Genomic DNA, 17,208 nt, shown 5'->3' with positions numbered 1-17,208 from the left:
TTATTCATTAAATTAAAGATAAAAACGTGGCTGAAACTAAGTACATTTTTGTAACTGGTGGTGTTGTATCATCATTGGGAAAAGGAATAATCTCTTCATCAATAGGTAAACTATTGCAAGCTAGAGGTTATAATATTACTATCCAAAAATTCGATCCATACATTAATATCGATCCAGGAACTCTTAACCCTTATGAGCATGGAGAATGTTATGTAACAGAGGATGGAATGGAAACCGATTTGGATTTAGGTCACTATGAGCGCTTTACTGGTATTAAAACAACCAAAGAGAACTCATTAACAACCGGACGAATATATAAGTCGGTGATTGACAAAGAGCGTCGTGGAGATTATTTGGGTAAGACAATTCAAGTCGTACCACATATTACTGATGAGATAAAGCGTAACGTTAAGGTTATTGGAAAGAAGTATAATTACGACTTTGTGATTACTGAAATTGGTGGAACCGTCGGTGATATAGAGTCAACTCCTTTCCTTGAAGCCATTCGACAATTGAAGTGGGAGCTAGGAAAAGATGCAGTTTGTGTTCACCTTACTTATGTTCCTTATCTTAAAGCTGCGCAAGAGTTGAAGACAAAACCAACTCAACATAGTGTAAAAGAACTTCAAAGTATCGGAATACAGCCAGATATCCTGATCCTAAGAACTGAGCAACATCTTAACGATGGCGTTCTTAAAAAGGTGGCAGGATTCTGTAATGTAGACTTTGATTGCGTAATTCAAAGTGAAGACTTACCAAGTATTTATGAGGTTCCAGTTGAAATGCAAACGCAAGGTCTTGATGTTGCTATCTTAAAGAAAATGCAACTTCCAATTGGAGAAACACCTTCTTTAGGTCCATGGCGTAAGTTCTTGGAACGTAGAAACAAATCAGTTGAAGAAGTACATATCGGTCTTGTTGGTAAATATGACTTGCAAGATGCTTATAAGAGTATTCGTGAAAGCCTTTTACAAGCAGGAGTTTATAATGATAGAAAGGTAATTTTATCTTTCATTAATTCAGAAGAACTAACCAATGAGAATGTGGGTGAACGTCTAAAGGGGCAAGATGGTATCATGATTTGTCCTGGTTTCGGTCAAAGAGGCATTGAAGGAAAGATTATAGCAGCACATTATGCTCGTGTAAATGATATTCCAACATTTGGTATTTGTTTAGGTATGCAGATGATGGTGATAGAGTTTGCTCGTAATGTTTTGGGTTACTCTGATGCGAATAGCCGTGAGATTGACGAAAAGACAGAGCACAATGTAATTGATATTATGGAAGAACAAAAGAACATTACCAGCATGGGAGGTACCATGAGACTTGGTGCTTACGAGTGTGTTCTTGCTCAAGGTTCACGTGTTTTAGATATTTATAAGAAAGAAAATATTCAAGAACGCCATCGCCATCGCTATGAGTTTAATAATGAATACCTAAAAGAATACGAACGTCATGGTATGATTTGTAGCGGTAGAAACCCTGAAAGTGACTTGGTAGAAATCGTTGAAATACCTGGATTAAAGTGGTATATTGGAACACAATTCCACCCAGAATATCGAAGTACAGTATTAAATCCTCATCCTTTATTCGTAGACTTTATAAAGGCATCAATTGAGAATAACAAGAAATAATGGATAAAAATAATATTATAGGCTTTAGCCTTATTGCTGCAGTTCTTATCGGTTTCAGTATTTGGAACCAGCCATCAGCAGAAGAACGAGCAGAGATTGCACGGCAAGATTCTATTGCAAACGTTAAGAAAGCACAAGAAAAGAATCTTGTTAGTAAAACTTCTGTAGCTAATACCGCTACAGATAGTTCGTTAGCTAATGCAGATACAACCTCAGTTTTGTTTAATGCATTAAAAGGAACTGCACAAGATGTAACCTTAAAAAGTGAGAAGTTAACTTTAACTCTTAACTCAAAGGGAGCTGTTGTACGTAAAGTTTTGATTAAAGGATTTAAAGATAGAAATGGAAATCCTGATGTTACATTGTTTAATAGTAATGATCAAAACTTAAGTTATATACTATCTACAAAGGAAGAAAACATCGATACAAAGGAACTTTACTTCCAACCTTCTAACGTAACAGATAGTACAGTAACCTTTACAGCACAGTTACAAGGAGCTAAGAAGCTTGTAATTAACTATCAATTAAAGCACAATTATCTATTACATACAAGTATCCAAGCTCAAGGTATGAATGCAATTTTTGCTCCAAATACCAATAGTATGGACGTTGTATGGCAAGATAAATGTCGTCAACAAGAGAAAGGTTTCACCTTTGAAAATAGATATTCAACTTTAACTTATCATAAAGCAGATGGCGGAACCGATTATTTAAGCGAGTCATCTGAAAAAGTTGATGAGAAAATCGAAGATAAATTAGATTGGATTGCCTTTAAGAATCAGTTCTTCTCTGCAGTGATGATTGCTAAGGATGACTTCCAATCAAATGCTCTTTTAACTTCTATTCCACAAGAGAAAGGCTCTGGCTACCTTAAAGATTATGAGGCAAAGCTTAAGACTTTCTTTGATCCTACAGGTAAGAAGCCTACAGAATTTGAGTTCTATTATGGTCCAAACGATTTCCGTTTGTTGCAAAATATAGAAGATAATGTTAGTTTTACTGGCAAAGATCTTCAAATGCAACGATTGGTTTACTTAGGTTGGCCATTGTTTAGAATCATCAATCGCTGGTTCACTATTTATGTTTTTGATTTCTTGACATCAATGAACATGAATATGGGAATCGTCCTTATTCTCATAACTTTATTGCTAAAGCTTCTTACTTATCCATTGGTTAAGAAGAGTTATATGAGCTCTGCAAAGATGAGAGTACTTAAACCACGTCTCGAAGAGGCTACAAAGCATCTTAATGGACCAGACAATCAAATGCAGAAACAACAAGCAATGATGTCTGAGTATGCAAAATATGGTGTGAGTCCTTTATCAGGTTGCTTACCAATGTTAATACAAATGCCTATTTGGATTGCGATGTTTAACTTCGTTCCAAATGCCATTCAATTACGTGGAGAGAGCTTCTTGTGGATCTCAGATCTAAGTACTTACGACCCTATTCTTGAGTGGCACAATAACTATTGGCTCATAGGTGACCACTTATCATTAACCTGTATCTTGTTCTGTGCTGCTAACTTGCTTTACTCTTGGATGACAATGAAGCAACAAAAAGATCAAATGATTGGTCAACAAGCAGAGCAAATGAAGATGATGCAATACATGATGTTCATCATGCCGCTAATGTTCTTCTTCATGTTTAATGATTATTCTGCAGGTCTTAACTTCTATTACTTCATGTCATTGTTCTTTAGTGCATTGATAATGTGGATATTAAGAAAGACAACAGATGATGAAAAACTTCTTGCAATCTTAGATAAGAAGTACAAAGAGAACAAAGATAATCCTAAGAAATTAAGTGGATTAGCTGCTCGTCTACAAGCTATGCAACAAGAACAACAAGAAATGTTGCGTAAAAGAAATGAGTTGCAACAAAAGAAAAACAAATAATTATTATCGTATTATCATGTATAAATCAATAATAATGGCTGCTGCTGTCCTATTAGGGGGCAGCAGTTTTGCCTCAAAAGCAAATGCAGAGAGTAGTCCAATGAATAACATTACGCTACAAAGTGACTTGATGACCCCAGAGGCTTTATGGGCTATGGGACGTATTGGAACATGTGTTGCATCTCCAGATGGAAGTAAAGTTGTGTACCAAGTTTCATATTATAATGTGAAAGAAAATAAGAGTACACAAGTACTTTACCTTATTAATGCAGATGGAAGCAATAAAAAGCTGCTTACACCGGCAGGTAAGAAAGACACAGACCCAGCATGGATAGAAAACGGAAAAGCTATTGCGTTCTTGTCAGAAGGTCAACTTTGGAAGATGAATGTAGACGGAACCAATCGTGTGAAGCTTACAAATGATTCTAAAGATATCGAAGGTTTCCTTTTCTCTCCAAATGAAAAGCAAGTTATTCTAATTAAATCAATCCCTTATCATGGTACAATTGAGGCTAAACCTGCAGATCTTCCATTAACTACAGGTATGGTTATTAATGATATGAATTATCGTCATTGGGATCATTATGTACAAGAAAATCTTCATCCTTTTTTAGCAGATGTAACTGGAAATACCATCAATGAAGGAAAAGATATATTAGACGGAGAACCTTATGAATGTCCTATGGCACCATTTGGTGGAGTCGAACAGCTTGTATGGAGTCCCGATTCTAAAACAATTGCCTATACTTGTAGAAAGAAAGAAGGCGTGAACTATGCTATATCTACAGATTCAGATATCTTCCTTTACACCATTTCTACAAAGCAAACTCGCAATCTCTGTAAGCCTGCAGATTATAAAGAACCTGCTATTGACACTTCTAAAACAATGAAGACCCAAGCGGTTAATCATCAAAATGCAGACTACAACGTGGGTTATGACATCAATCCTAAATTCTCATTTGACGGCAAGTACATTGCATGGCAAAGCATGAAGAACAACGGTTACGAAAGTGATAGAAATCGTTTGTGTGTTTATGAGCTTGCAACAGGTAAGAAAAACTATGTTACAGAGAAGTTCGATTCAAACGTAGATGAGTTTTGTTGGGCAAAAGATAATAAGACATTATATTTCATTGGTTGCTGGCACGCAACAGTTCAAGTATACCAAACCAATTTAAAAGGAGAGGTTAAGAAACTAGCCGATGGTGTACACGATTGTGGAGGTATTCAACTTTTAGGCAATCAAGATAAGTTATTGGCTAAATTTCATTCAATGTCGCATCCCGATGACTTGTTCGTTCTTAATCTAAAAGATAAAAAGAACGGATATGTTACAGCTACTCAAGTAACAGATGAGAATAAACACATCTTTTCACAGCTAGCTTTAGGTAAGGTAGAAGATCGCTGGGTGACAACAACCGATGGTAAGAAGATGCAAGTATGGGTAATTCTTCCTCCTCATTTCGATCCTAATAAAAAATATCCAACAATTCTTTTCTGTGAAGGAGGACCACAAAGTCCTGTAAGTCAGTTCTGGAGTTATCGTTGGAATTTCCAAATAATGGCAGCTAATGGTTATGTGGTTATTGCGCCAAACAGACGTGGTTTGCCAGGTTATGGTTCAGAATGGAATGAGGAAGTGAGTGGAGATTGGACAGGACAATGTATGAATGACTATCTAAGTGCTATTGATGATGCCGCTAATAATCTTCCTTATGTAGATAAGGATCGTTTAGGTTGCGTTGGAGCATCATTCGGTGGATTTAGTGTTTATTATCTTGCAGGTCATCACAACAAACGCTTTAAGGCTTTTATTGCACATGATGGAGCATTCAACCTCGAATCAATGTACACCGATACAGAAGAAGCTTGGTTCTCAAATTGGGAATATGAAGATGCTTATTGGAATAAAGATCAAACAGAAAATGCACGTCGTACATACGAAAACTCACCACATCGTTTCATTGATAAGTGGGATACTCCAATCTTATGTATACATGGAGAGAAAGATTATCGCATCAATGCAAACCAAGGATTTGGAGCTTTCAATGCTGCAAGACTTAAAGGTATTCCTGCACAATTACTTCTTTTCCCAGACGAAAACCACTGGGTTCTCAAACCACAAAATGGTATCTTGTGGCAAAGAACATTCTTTAATTGGTTAGATAAGTGGTTAAAGAAGTAGGATTTTATGAAACCTGATTTATAAATCTAAATACAATAATATTATTATGTCAAACATTAACAACACAACTACAATGCGAGACTCAGCCGTAATGCGCTGGTCGGCACTTTTACTGTTGGCGGTGGCAATGTTCTTTGCTTATATCTTTATGGATATATTGTCGCCAATCAAAGACTTAATGGAATCTACAAGAGGATGGGACTCAACAGCCTTTGGTACTTATGCGGGTTCTGAAACCTTCTTAAATGTATTCATCTTCTTCCTCATCATTGCGGGAATTATTCTCGATAAGATGGGAGTTCGTTTCACAGCGTTACTCTCTGGGGCAGTGATGTTGTTAGGAGCATGTATCAATTGGTATGCAATTACCGAAATGTTTATGGGGTCTGCTCTTGAAGAGTGGTTCAAGACTCATTTAAATTACATTCCTGTTTTCGATGAATTAGGGGTTTCTCCTTTCTATGAGGGTATGCCTGCATCTGCAAAATTTGCTTCAATCGGCTTTATGATATTTGGCTGTGGAGCAGAAATGGCTGGAATCACAGTTTCAAGAGGTGTTGTTAAATGGTTTAAGGGCAAAGAAGTTGCTCTTGCAATGGGTTCAGAAATGGCATTAGCACGCCTTGGTGTGGCTACATGTATGATTTTCTCGCCTGTATTTGCAAAGATGTTTGGCAAAGTAGACGTATCTCGTTCAGCAGCATTCGGTCTTATTCTTTTGATGATTGCATGTATTATGTTTGTTGTATATTTCTTTATGGACAAACGACTAGATGCTCAAACAGGTGAAGCAGAAGAAAAAGACGATCCTTTCCGCTTGTCGGATATAGGACTAATCTTAAAGAGTCAAGGCTTTTGGATAGTAGCTTTACTTTGTGTTTTGTATTATTCTGCAATTTTCCCATTCCAAAAGTATGCTGTGAATATGTTGCAAAGTACTATTACTTTCAACAAACTTGCTCCAAACGATCCATGGGCTTCAAATACAGTAACAGTGTTTCAATATCTTGTAATGATTGCTATTGCAACATCTTCATTTATCAGTAACTTCTGTAAAAACAAGATCTGGAAATACACTCTATTAGGTGTTGCGGTGTTGTTCCTATTGGTTTATTGCTATATGGCATACCATCGTCAATCTGCAGAAGCTATTTTTGCAGTGTTCCCACTACTTGCTGTGGGTATTACTCCTATCCTTGGACGATATGTCGATTATAAAGGTAAGGCAGCTTCAATGCTTATTTTAGGAAGTGTTCTTTTGATTCTTTGCCACTTAACCTTTGCTTTCTTGTTGCCACAGCTTAAGGGTAATAACATTGGAGGAATCTCTTTGGCATTCGTAACTATTCTTATTTTGGGTGCAAGTTTCTCACTTGTTCCTGCATCACTATGGCCTTCTGTGCCCAAGTTGGTGGATAGTAAGATTATTGGTTCTGCTTATGCACTTATTTTCTGGATTCAAAACATCGGACTATGGCTATTCCCACTATTGATTGGTAAGGTATTAAAGAGCTCAAATCCTGAAGTGGAACGCCAGTTAGCAGAAAATATTATCACGCCAAGTCAGGCAACAACTGCTTATAACTACACCAATCCATTGTTGATGTTAGCTGTTTTAGGCTTAATTGCGCTATTCCTTGGCTTCTATCTCAAGATTGTTGATAAGAAGAAAGGCTATGGTTTGGAAGAACCAAACGTAAAAGAGTAATTTAAGAAGTTTGAAATATGAAACGAAGCACTCAGGTTATGAAATATAATCTGGGTGCTTTTCTTTTGTCTGTATCTTTCTTTGACTTGTTTCTTGATTGTGATATCAATATAAATAAAGTATAGTGAAATTGTGATTCATTCTATCTTATAATATAATAAGCTTATTGTATGGATGTAAAAGATATGCTATTGCAATGTAAAAGCAATGTGTTTAGCAAGCAATATCAATGCAATTATTTTATAAAAGTGATGATTTTATTTTTTTTTATCTCTTCAATTTCTCTTGAAATCCGTTATTAATCGCAGTTTAAAGCTGATTTTTATACAACAATATAGGTAGAGATACGAGAAAAAATGAGGTTGTTCTTGAAATAAAATATCAATTAATGCAACTTTTTTTTATCCCCTTTCGTCTAATGAGTGTAATAACCAATAAAATAAGAAAGAATATGAAAAAAGTAATATTGGCAGCTATTGCCCTTACTGTGAGTGCATTAACAATGTCTGTTTCAGCAGCAGTTTTACATGATAGAGATGATGTACACGAAGATAGAAACGTGAAGAATTTCCATAAAGTAGTTGTAGAAGGAGGTTATGATGTGCATTATCAACAAAGTAATACAGTTTCTGTAAGACTTGTAGGAGAGCAAAAAGAGATTGATAGAGTGTTAGTTTCATCAGATGGAACCACCCTAAAGATTACAAGAAATAAAAAAGCTTCGGGTTTATTCTCATTCTCTAAAGATGATGATTTAGATATTTATATCACCTCACCCGACTTAACTTCGGTTGTAGTAAATGGTTCAGGCGATTTCAAAGCACAAGGAAAAATAGACTCAGATAATCTCTCTTTAACAGTATTAGGTTCGGGCGATATTAGCTTATATGATGTTATTTGCGATAATCTCTATGCAAAAATGAATGGAAGTGGAGATGTAGAAATTAAACAATTGCGTTGTTCTGCTGCTAAATATGAATTAGTTGGCTCGGGAGATATTAGTGTTCGTCAAGATAGAGTGCGTGCAACAGACATCTCATTGAAGGGATCTGGCGATTTTAAAGGATATCTTCAAGACTGTGGAAAGGTTAGATGTAATTTGGTTGGAAGCGGTGATATTAGACTATCAGGTACTGCTGTGAGTTTAGAAAAGAGTAAGATTGGCTCAGGAATGATAAATACTGCTCAGTTAAGAGTAAATCGATAATAGGGTAGTGTCATTTTAAAGATAAAAGAAGAACATTATTTTCAAGATATAATAGTAAAGTTTCTAAGTTATTAATAACGAAAAGAGGCGATAGCTCTGCAACAAGTTATCGCCTCTTTTTAGTGTATCTTCAAATTAAATATTATCGATATATCGTGCTATAAAGTTCTTTCCAACAGCTGTTCTGTTGATAAATAAGCTCCAAAGAGCGACACCTAACAGGGTGACGGCTATACCTAAAATTACATCTATGATGTAATGATGCGAGCTATAAACGGCAGTAAACCATATTCCTGCGCAGATAAATGCAAACGAAATACATGTTATTTTGTTCTGCTTTGTGATGAATGCATAGATGGTTGTGATTAACATATAAGCAGCATGCAATGAAGGTACGGCAGCAAACACGTTGGCATTCTTACCATAGAGCATCTTAAATATTCCAATTCCAGTGAGTTGGTCGAATCGTTCCAATCCTGCTGTATTGCCAGGAGTATTCAAAATGGGTTCAAAGCCATATTGAAGAGCATACCAAGGTGGTGCTGCAGGGTGAATATAGTAGCCACAAAAGCCCAATAAGTTAACAAAAAGGAAGGCAATTGAGAATTGAATATAGCCTTTTTTGTTTCCTTTTAAATATAGATAGATGGCGAATCCCAAAGGAACAGGAATCCAACATAAATAGAAAAATCCTGCAAGTATATCTAAGAATGTAGAATGATGTAATGCAAAATACTGTGAAGGAATGATGAGTTCACCATTAGTTGAGTGAATTCCAAACAACATCTTTTCTGCATCGAACAAGTCTTTTACATCTATAGGATTTACTTTATAATTGGGATAAAGGCGCATCCAGTCGTAACAGCAAGCAAAGATGAGCCAAGGAAGTAGGGCAATTGCCATCTTTCTTGTTGGCTTTATCACTGCAAGTAGAAACCATAAAAGGATTACATAAATACTAAACATTTACTTTTCTTTTAGTTGTTTGTAGCAATATGCAATGCGCCAAAAAGCTGTTATGTTAGCCAATAGGGCGATAAGCATCATTGGAATGGCAAGAGCCCATAACGAATTACATGCTCCGCACACTATGGATCCGATGGCAGTAACGACTACTCGCTCGGGACGTTGCATGAAACCCACCTTAACATCGATGCCTAATCCTTCGCCTCTTGCCCTTACATAGCTCACCATAATAGAGCCTATAATGGCTAAAAAGGTGATAATTCCCGACCAAACCCATTGGTTTGCAAGCAAATAGAATAGTATTCCAAAGAGAGTAAACAATTCACTGTATCGGTCTAAGGTTGAGTCCCATAGCGCACCAAAGGTTGATTGCATGTTACCTAAACGTGCTAAACGACCATCCATCATATCAAATAAGCCTGCAAAGATAATCACTCCTCCTGCATAACCAATGATAGTGGTGTTAGAAGGATCGTAAATCGCAGCATAAATCATAAGACCTGTAGCGAATAAGTTAAGTATAAACCCTGTGGTTGTTATGAAGTTAGGAGTGATTCCGATCTTAATCATTCCTTTAATCAATGGATTTATAAGATAATAAATCACTTTTTGTAAGAAATCTCTATAGTTCATATCTTCTTAAAAACAAATTTTCGTTGTATTTGATAATTCCAACAAACCGCTACACAAATAGCAGTTATAATTTTAGAATATAGGTAGTTGATGCCGAAAGACTCTTTAATGAAAGCGGTTCCCATTGTATTTAGAGCAATACTTGTGCCCCATACGAGGGTATAACGCCATGCAATATCTTTCTTTTTCTTGTCTTTTACTTTAAAAACCCATTTATAATTAGTTACACAATTGCATATTCCACCAGAACAAGCACCAATAAATGTAGAATAAACATACCATAGTTGGATTACTTCAGTGAGGAATATCGTTACTAAAAAATCAACTACAGATGCGCCAGAAGCAGATACTTGTGCCTTAATAAATTGTGAAAGTGACCGCTTTATATTATCCACCGTATAATAAGAACAATAAAAAGACTGTAAATTCCAGCCAAAATGTCGTCTGCCATCACCCAAAATGCTCCGTGTCTTTTATCTAATGCTCTTATTCCTAAGGGCTTTAGAATATCGAAAAACCTAAATAAAAAGAGTGAAAGAAGGGCATATTCAACACTCATTGCAGGAGAAACGAGAAGCGGAATCCATACTCCTATCATCTCGTCGATAACTACTTTCGATGGATCTTCACCCCAATAAGGCATTAATTTGTTTGTAGCCCATGTTCCAATGATGGTTGCAAGAACAATAGCTGCAAGTGTTGTGCAAACTAAAGTTGTTGGCTCTAGTAGGTAAGAGGCTACAAACCACATGATGGTTGCAAGTATTGCACCTGCTGTTCCTGGTGCTTTTGGCGCAAACCCACTACCAAGTCCTGTAGCAATTATGGTGGGTATTAAAGGCGTTCTACTCATATTCACTGCAAAATTACTGAAAAAACAATAAAAAGGAAATAGTTTTCTGACTTTTTATATATATTATTTCTAACTTTGTAACCTATTCTGGATAATGGAAATAGATTTGAATTTTTATTAGATAAAAGATAAAGTGAAGAGATTATTTATAGTATTTTGTTTGAGTATTGTTGCTTTTGTAAGTATCAATGCTCAGATAACTGGAGAAATAGTAGATAAAGATGGCTATGCAATTCCTTATGCAAGTGCAATGTATAAGGGGCATCATATCGCTACAGCAAGTGATATGAATGGTGCATTTACAATCGAAAGACACGAAGGATGGACTTTAACTATTAGCTCTGTAGGCTTTCGTTCGCAGACAATAAAGGTAGATGCGTCTACCCCAAGTCATCTAAAAATAGTATTGAAAGAGGATTCTAAGAGTCTAAATGAGGTGATTGTAAAGTCTAAACGTGCACGTTATTCTCGTAAAGACAATCCGGCTGTAGCCCTAATGCGTAGAGTTATTGCTGCAAAAAGCAAGACACACCTTGATAATCACGATTATTATCAATTTAATAAGTATCAAAAGATAACTCTATCGATGAACGATTTACAACCCAAAGACCTTGAAACAGGTATGTTTAAGAAGTCTTCTTGGTTGTTAGATCAAATAGAAACAAGTCCATATAACAACAAACTTATTCTTCCTTTGTCCGTAGATGAAACGGTAACTCAGCATATTTACCGAAAAAATCCAAAGACAGAGCGTGAAATTGTGATGGGACAAAAGACCGAAGGTATCAATAAAGTGATTCAAACTGGTGAGATTCTCAACACACTTTTAAAGGATATCTTTACTGATGTGGATATTTATGACGATTATGTACGTCTTCTTCAATATCCTTTTACAAGCCCAATAGGTAAAACAGCGATTTCTTTCTATCGATATTATATACAGGATACTGTTTATGTTGATAGAGATTTGTGCTATCATATCAACTTCATTCCCAATAACCAACAAGACTTTGGGTTCAGAGGAGACCTCTATGTGCTTGCTGATTCTACATTACATGTAAAGAAATGTACGATGACTATTCCTGCTCGTAGTGATGTAAACTTCGTAGAAAATATGAAGATTGAGCAAGAATATACACGTTTACCAGATGGAGATTGGGTGCTTACAAAAGATGATATGTTTGCAGAACTAAAGCTAAATAAACTATTTAACAAGCTATTAGTTGTTAGAACAACCCGATTAAACGACTATGCTTTCGATGAGTTGCCCAACAAATTGTTTAAAGGAAAGGCGAAAGTGCGACACGAAGCTGATGCTATGATTAGAGATGAAGCCTTTTGGGAGCAGTATAGAACGGTGGATTTAACTAGGGGAGAGACCTCTATGAACTCGTTTATTCATAAGATGCAGCAGTCTAAAGGATATAAATGGGTTATCTTTGGTGTAAGAGCTTTCCTTGAAAACTATGTTGAGACAGGGTCAACAAACACGCCAAGTAAGTTCGATATAGGTCCTGTTACAACAATGGTGTCTAGTAATTTCGTAGATGGTTTACGCTTTAGACTAAGCGGAAGAACCACAGCTAATCTCAATAAACATTGGTTCTGGAGTGGATATTATGCTTATGGTTCGAAGAGTCACAAACATTATTATAGCTCAGAGGTAACCTATAGTCTGAATAAGAAAAAGAATTTACCATTTGAATTCCCACAAAGAAATATCACTTTCGAGACTTCTTATGATATAATGTCGCCTTCTGATAAGTTCTTGCGTCATAATAAAGACAATATCTTTATGGCTTTTAGAACTCAAAAAGTGCAACAATTGTATTTCTATCATAGACAAAAGTTGAGCTTTGATTATGAAACAGACTGGGGATTTAGCTTTAACACTTCACTAAAAGCAGAGAGTAACGAGCCAACTGGAGGTCTTGTATTTAAGCGAATGCCTGCTTCTTCGCAGATATTGACAGACCCATTTGTAGATAAAATACGTACAACTGAATTGGCGGTAGGTATCCGTTATAACCCAGGACAAACCTATATGAATACCAAACAACGTCGTTGGCCAGTGAATTTAGATTCTCCTGAGTTCAAACTTTCTCACACCATGGGATTAAGTAACGTGCTTGGAGGTCAATATCAGTTTAATAGAACCGAGTTAGGAGTGTACAAACGCTTTTGGATGGGTAGCTGGGGATATGTTGATACGCATCTAAATGGAGGAATAGAGTGGAACAAAGTACCCTTCCCACTTTTGATTATGCCTCCTGTAAACTTATCTTTCTTCGAACATGAGAATACCTTCAGTATGATGAAGAATATGGAGTTCTTGAACGATAGATATGCATTCTGGTCAGTTGCATGGGATTTAAATGGAAAGATTCTAAATCGTTTACCGCTTGTGAAACACTTAAAATGGCGTGAATACGTTGCCTTTAAGGGAATGTGGGGAACGCTTACAGACAAGAATAATCCTCGTTTGCTAACTCAAAATGCAACAGATGAGTTGCTATTTGAATTGCCTTCAACAACTCAATTGATGGATAAAAAGGTTCCATATATGGAGTTAGTGGCGGGAGTTCATAATATCTTTAAGTTCTTTGCAATTGATTATGTACATCGATTTAATTATAACGATGTTCCTGGAACAAAGAAAAACGGAATTCGTTTTGGCTTTAATATGAGTTTCTAAATGACTACTTGAATTTGAATAAGAGCGGTATTGTTCTTTTAAACTGCTCAATAAAAGGTTGTCCTTCATGCTTTTCTAAATACAAAAAGTATGAAGGATAATTTTTATTTTATTGTCTTTATGGGTAAAACTTATTTCTGTTTATTTATAAAAGGAAAGCAATAAAAGTCTTTTAGTTATTCCTTTCCAAGTAAACTCTCTTCTTTTGTCTTGCAAAAGTATAGCTTTTATAGGATAATAACTATCCTTTTGTATCATAACAGCATAGCTTTTGTGGTGTGATGAAGTGTTATATAATAAGAGAAAGAAAGTAGAAAAGAAGATACAGCTTTCTGTTTAGATATACTTAGAGGAGCAGAAGGAAAGTAAAAGCTGTGCGAATATAAGAGAAAAGGGGATATGCTTATAAACGAAAAAGTCGTTATATCTACAAGATATAACGACTTCACTCTCAATTTGTTCGTATTAGTTACTAAACTTCACTAATTATTTAACTGAATCTGTTGCAGTTGTATCAGCGCTTGTTGTGTCAACTTGAGCAGTTGTATCGTTTGATAATGAATCAGTACCAGCTGCTTTTTCAGTTTTGTTACCACAAGATGCGAATGAGATAGCTGCGATAGCTACGAACATTAAAACTAATTTCTTCATTTTCTTTGCTTTTTAATTTACTGTAAAACAATCATTTGTTTATTAAAACATTGCAAAGGTAAGACTTTTTTTTATACTCAACTCTTTTTTAACTGCTTTTTTTTAGTGCTTTTTGTAACTAATTTGTAACTTATTGTTTATCAGTAATTTACAAAGAGTGAATAAAAGTTAAAGATTTTATTGTATTGTTTTTATCTCGTTTCTTAGTCAATTTTGTGCGCACACAATATAAAAACATGGTGTTTTTTTCTACCCATTTCGGGCTAAATGTTGTATCTTTGTAAGCCAATTAAAATTGGTTATATATATAATAAGGTGGAAGAATGCTTTAAAAGCAGTTCTTTTTATAATGAGGATAAAATAAAACAATGATAGATACATCTGCCTTTCAAGGCAAAACAGCAGCATATTATACATTAGGTTGCAAATTAAACTTTTCAGAAACATCTACTTTTGGTAAGATGTTACAAGACATGGGCGTTCGAACTGTTGAGCGTGGAGAACGTGCCGATATATGTTTAATCAATACATGTTCGGTTACTGAGGTGGCAGATCATAAGTGTCGCCAAGCAATTAACAGAATGGTTAGAGAAAATCCAGGTTCTTTTGTTATTGTAACGGGCTGCTATGCGCAATTAGAGTCTGAACGAATAAGCAAGATGGAAGGTGTTGATTTGGTGTTAGGAAGTAATGAAAAAGCCAACTTAATTCAGTATCTTTCAGACGCATGGAGCAATGGTGAGGAGAAAAATGCAAATGAATCTTCATTCCATTCGGTTAAAACAAAAGATATAAAGACTTTTGCTGCATCATGTTCTCGTGGTAATCGTACTCGATATTTCTTAAAAGTACAAGATGGCTGTAGCTATTTTTGTACTTATTGTACCATTCCTTTTGCTCGAGGCTTTTCACGAAACCCATCTATTTCGTCGTTAGTTGAGCAGGCTGAACAGGCTGCAAGCGAGGGAGGAAAAGAGATTGTACTTACTGGAGTGAATATTGGTGACTTCGGAGTAAGTACAAATGAAACCTTCTTTGATTTGATTAAAGCCCTCGATAAGGTTGAAGGTATCAAGCGATTTCGTATAAGTAGCTTAGAACCAGATTTACTTAGCGATGAAATAATTGAGTATTGTGCTAATAGTAGAGCCTTTATGCCACACTTTCATCTGCCTCTTCAAAGTGGTTCTAACGATGTTCTTCGTTTAATGAAACGCAAGTATGATAGAGAATTGTTTGCAGATAAGGTGCATAAAATAAAAACTTTGATTCCTAATGCCTTTATAGGTGTAGACGTGATGGTAGGAAGTAGAGGAGAGAAGCCTGAGTTCTTTGAAGATTGTTATAATTTTCTAGATAGCTTAGATGTTACTCAGCTTCATGTATTCCCATACAGTGAACGTCGTGGAACCGCAGCTTTAAATATTCCATATATTGTGAATGATAAAGATAAGAAGTTGCGTTCAAAGCGTTTACTCGAGCTTTCTGATGCCAAAACACAAGCTTTTTATGCTGCTCATTTGGGTAAAACAGCTCAAGTTTTATTTGAAAAGAATATAAAAGGAAAGGCAATGCACGGCTTTACAGATAACTATATTAGAGTGGAGTTGCCTGCAAATCTTTCAAAAGAAGAGTACGATAATCAAATAATGGCAGTGCGGTTGGTAGATTTTAATCACGATAAATCAGCTGTAAAGGTAGAACTCTTATAATAAATAAGGTGAGATGAAAGTTGCTGTTGTTATCTTAAATTGGAATGGTTGTGAGATGTTGGAGCGTTATTTACCGCAAGTTATGCAGTATTCGAGCTCTGATGCTGAGGTGTTTGTTGCCGATAATGCTTCAACAGATAATTCGGTTGAATTTGTATCTCAACACTTTCCTACGTGTAAGCTGATTCAATTAGATAAGAATTATGGCTTTGCTGGAGGTTATAACAAAGCTTTAGAGCAGGTGAAGGCCGACTATTACGTCTTGTTGAATAGTGATGTGGAGGTAACTCACGAATGGTTAGTTCCTTTAATAGAGTTCATGGATAGTCATCAGCATGTTGCAGCTTGTCAACCTAAGTTGTTATCGGTTGTAGATAAAGATTCTTTTGAGTATGCAGGAGCATGTGGAGGCTTTATAGATAAATACGGATATCCTTTTTGTAGAGGTCGAGTTTTTGATACAATAGAGCAAGATTTAGGTCAATATAATAATGTAATGCCCATCTTTTGGGCAACAGGTGCTTGTCTAATGGTGCGTAGTGAGTGTTATTGGGAAGTGGGTGGATTAGACGATTCGTTCTTTGCTCACAACGAAGAGATTGATTTTTGTTGGCAACTTCACCAACTTGGATATGATATTTATTGTGTTCCAGACAGCGTAGTATATCACCTTGGAGGGGGAACTCTGCCTAAATCCAATCCAAGAAAGACTTATCTTAACTTCCGAAATAATCTTGCAATGCTATATAAAAACTTGCCAGAAGATGAATTAAAGCCAATAATGAGAACTCGTTTCGTTCTCGATTATATTGCAGCATTTAAACTCTTATTATCTGAAGGCGGATGGAAAGACTTTCAAGCTGTTGTAAAAGCGAGAAGAGATTTCAAGCAAATGATTCCTCAGTTAACAGGAAAACGCAAGCATATACAAGCAAATGCTGTGCAAAAAATGATTAAAGAAAGAATGTCTTTCTTCTTGTTGTGGCAGTATTATGCCAAGAAAAGAAAGCTATTTTCTCAGCTTGAAACAATAGAAGATTAAGAGCTTGTCTTCCTCTTCTTTTAT

Annotated in this window: 13 protein-coding genes; 8 read left to right on the top strand and 5 right to left on the bottom strand. The window is 35.9% G+C overall.

Features of this window, described 5'->3' with window-relative positions; translation table 11 throughout:
* The first annotated feature begins 26 nt into the window (after positions 1–26).
* The 5 genes from A3GM_RS0102220 to A3GM_RS0102200 all read left to right on the top strand — a co-directional run bounded on the left by A3GM_RS0102220 (position 27) and on the right by A3GM_RS0102200 (position 8,632).
* Complete coding sequence (locus tag A3GM_RS0102220) at positions 27–1,634, top strand: CTP synthase (protein WP_018361758.1); 1,608 nt, start codon at positions 27–29, stop codon at positions 1,632–1,634.
* Entirely contained in the window at positions 1,634–3,532 is a 1,899-nt protein-coding gene (yidC, locus tag A3GM_RS0102215; RefSeq protein ID WP_018361757.1) for a membrane protein insertase YidC, read from the top strand. Before A3GM_RS0102220 ends, yidC begins: the two co-directional genes overlap by 1 nt.
* Positions 3,533–3,548: 16 nt before the next feature.
* Complete coding sequence (gene dpp5, locus A3GM_RS0102210) at positions 3,549–5,717, top strand: dipeptidyl-peptidase Dpp5 (RefSeq protein WP_025829686.1); 2,169 nt, start codon at positions 3,549–3,551, stop codon at positions 5,715–5,717.
* Between the two features lie 46 nt (positions 5,718–5,763).
* Positions 5,764–7,425: an MFS transporter gene (locus tag A3GM_RS0102205; RefSeq protein ID WP_018361755.1), complete on the top strand. Its 1,662-nt coding sequence runs from the start codon at positions 5,764–5,766 to the stop codon at positions 7,423–7,425.
* Between the two features lie 451 nt (positions 7,426–7,876).
* Positions 7,877–8,632: a head GIN domain-containing protein gene (locus tag A3GM_RS0102200; protein ID WP_025829687.1), complete on the top strand. Its 756-nt coding sequence runs from the start codon at positions 7,877–7,879 to the stop codon at positions 8,630–8,632.
* 135 nt (positions 8,633–8,767) lie between these two features.
* Here the strand turns inward: A3GM_RS0102200 and A3GM_RS0102195 are convergent, their stop codons facing one another.
* From A3GM_RS0102195 to A3GM_RS0102180, 4 genes are read right to left on the bottom strand one after another with little or no spacing between them, the layout of a single operon-like run.
* Complete coding sequence (locus tag A3GM_RS0102195) at positions 8,768–9,598, bottom strand: phosphatase PAP2 family protein (RefSeq protein ID WP_018361753.1); 831 nt, start codon at positions 9,596–9,598, stop codon at positions 8,768–8,770.
* The gene (locus A3GM_RS0102190; protein WP_018361752.1) at positions 9,599–10,231 is read right to left on the bottom strand and encodes a CDP-alcohol phosphatidyltransferase family protein; all 633 of its coding nucleotides are present in this window, start codon (positions 10,229–10,231) and stop codon (positions 9,599–9,601) included.
* Positions 10,228–10,626: a GtrA family protein gene (locus tag A3GM_RS0102185; RefSeq protein WP_018361751.1), complete on the bottom strand. Its 399-nt coding sequence runs from the start codon at positions 10,624–10,626 to the stop codon at positions 10,228–10,230. Before A3GM_RS0102185 ends, A3GM_RS0102190 begins: the two co-directional genes overlap by 4 nt.
* The gene (locus tag A3GM_RS0102180) at positions 10,614–11,084 is read right to left on the bottom strand and encodes a phosphatidylglycerophosphatase A family protein (protein ID WP_025829689.1); all 471 of its coding nucleotides are present in this window, start codon (positions 11,082–11,084) and stop codon (positions 10,614–10,616) included. Before A3GM_RS0102180 ends, A3GM_RS0102185 begins: the two co-directional genes overlap by 13 nt.
* A gap of 133 nt (positions 11,085–11,217) precedes the next feature.
* Between A3GM_RS0102180 and A3GM_RS0102175 the strand changes: the two genes are divergently transcribed.
* Positions 11,218–13,779: a DUF5686 and carboxypeptidase-like regulatory domain-containing protein gene (locus tag A3GM_RS0102175; RefSeq protein WP_026216092.1), complete on the top strand. Its 2,562-nt coding sequence runs from the start codon at positions 11,218–11,220 to the stop codon at positions 13,777–13,779.
* Positions 13,780–14,265: 486 nt separating this feature from the next.
* Here the strand turns inward: A3GM_RS0102175 and A3GM_RS11665 are convergent, their stop codons facing one another.
* Positions 14,266–14,430 (bottom strand): PG1828 family lipoprotein, encoded by a 165-nt coding sequence (locus A3GM_RS11665; RefSeq protein ID WP_018361747.1) that lies wholly within the window; start codon positions 14,428–14,430, stop codon positions 14,266–14,268.
* Positions 14,431–14,798: 368 nt separating this feature from the next.
* Here A3GM_RS11665 and mtaB point away from each other — a divergent pair, with 368 nt between their 5' ends.
* Together mtaB and A3GM_RS0102160 are read left to right on the top strand one after the other, a co-directional pair.
* On the top strand, positions 14,799–16,142 hold the full coding sequence (gene mtaB / locus A3GM_RS0102165) for a tRNA (N(6)-L-threonylcarbamoyladenosine(37)-C(2))-methylthiotransferase MtaB (RefSeq protein WP_018361745.1): 1,344 nt from the start codon (positions 14,799–14,801) through the stop codon (positions 16,140–16,142).
* A gap of 13 nt (positions 16,143–16,155) precedes the next feature.
* Complete coding sequence (locus A3GM_RS0102160) at positions 16,156–17,184, top strand: glycosyltransferase family 2 protein (protein ID WP_018361744.1); 1,029 nt, start codon at positions 16,156–16,158, stop codon at positions 17,182–17,184.
* Positions 17,185–17,208: the final 24 nt, after the last annotated feature.

The organism is Hoylesella nanceiensis DSM 19126 = JCM 15639 (genome assembly GCF_000379965.1).
Lineage (GTDB): Bacteria > Bacteroidota > Bacteroidia > Bacteroidales > Bacteroidaceae > Prevotella > Prevotella nanceiensis.
This window is presented reverse-complemented; position numbering and strand designations above follow the sequence as displayed.

Bases quoted from the DNA above. Each gene is read 5' to 3' on its own strand.
- yidC (WP_018361757.1), top strand. From the start codon at position 1,634: ATGGATAAAAATAATATTATAGGCTTTAGCCTTATTGCTGCAGTTCTT.
- dpp5 (WP_025829686.1), top strand. From the start codon at position 3,549: ATGTATAAATCAATAATAATGGCTGCTGCTGTCCTATTAGGGGGCAGC.
- A3GM_RS0102205 (WP_018361755.1), top strand. From the start codon at position 5,764: ATGTCAAACATTAACAACACAACTACAATGCGAGACTCAGCCGTAATG.
- A3GM_RS0102200 (WP_025829687.1), top strand. From the start codon at position 7,877: ATGAAAAAAGTAATATTGGCAGCTATTGCCCTTACTGTGAGTGCATTA.
- A3GM_RS0102195 (WP_018361753.1), bottom strand. From the start codon at position 9,598: ATGTTTAGTATTTATGTAATCCTTTTATGGTTTCTACTTGCAGTGATA.
- A3GM_RS0102190 (WP_018361752.1), bottom strand. From the start codon at position 10,231: ATGAACTATAGAGATTTCTTACAAAAAGTGATTTATTATCTTATAAAT.
- A3GM_RS0102180 (WP_025829689.1), bottom strand. From the start codon at position 11,084: ATGAGTAGAACGCCTTTAATACCCACCATAATTGCTACAGGACTTGGT.
- A3GM_RS11665 (WP_018361747.1), bottom strand. From the start codon at position 14,430: ATGAAGAAATTAGTTTTAATGTTCGTAGCTATCGCAGCTATCTCATTC.
- mtaB (WP_018361745.1), top strand. From the start codon at position 14,799: ATGATAGATACATCTGCCTTTCAAGGCAAAACAGCAGCATATTATACA.
- A3GM_RS0102160 (WP_018361744.1), top strand. From the start codon at position 16,156: ATGAAAGTTGCTGTTGTTATCTTAAATTGGAATGGTTGTGAGATGTTG.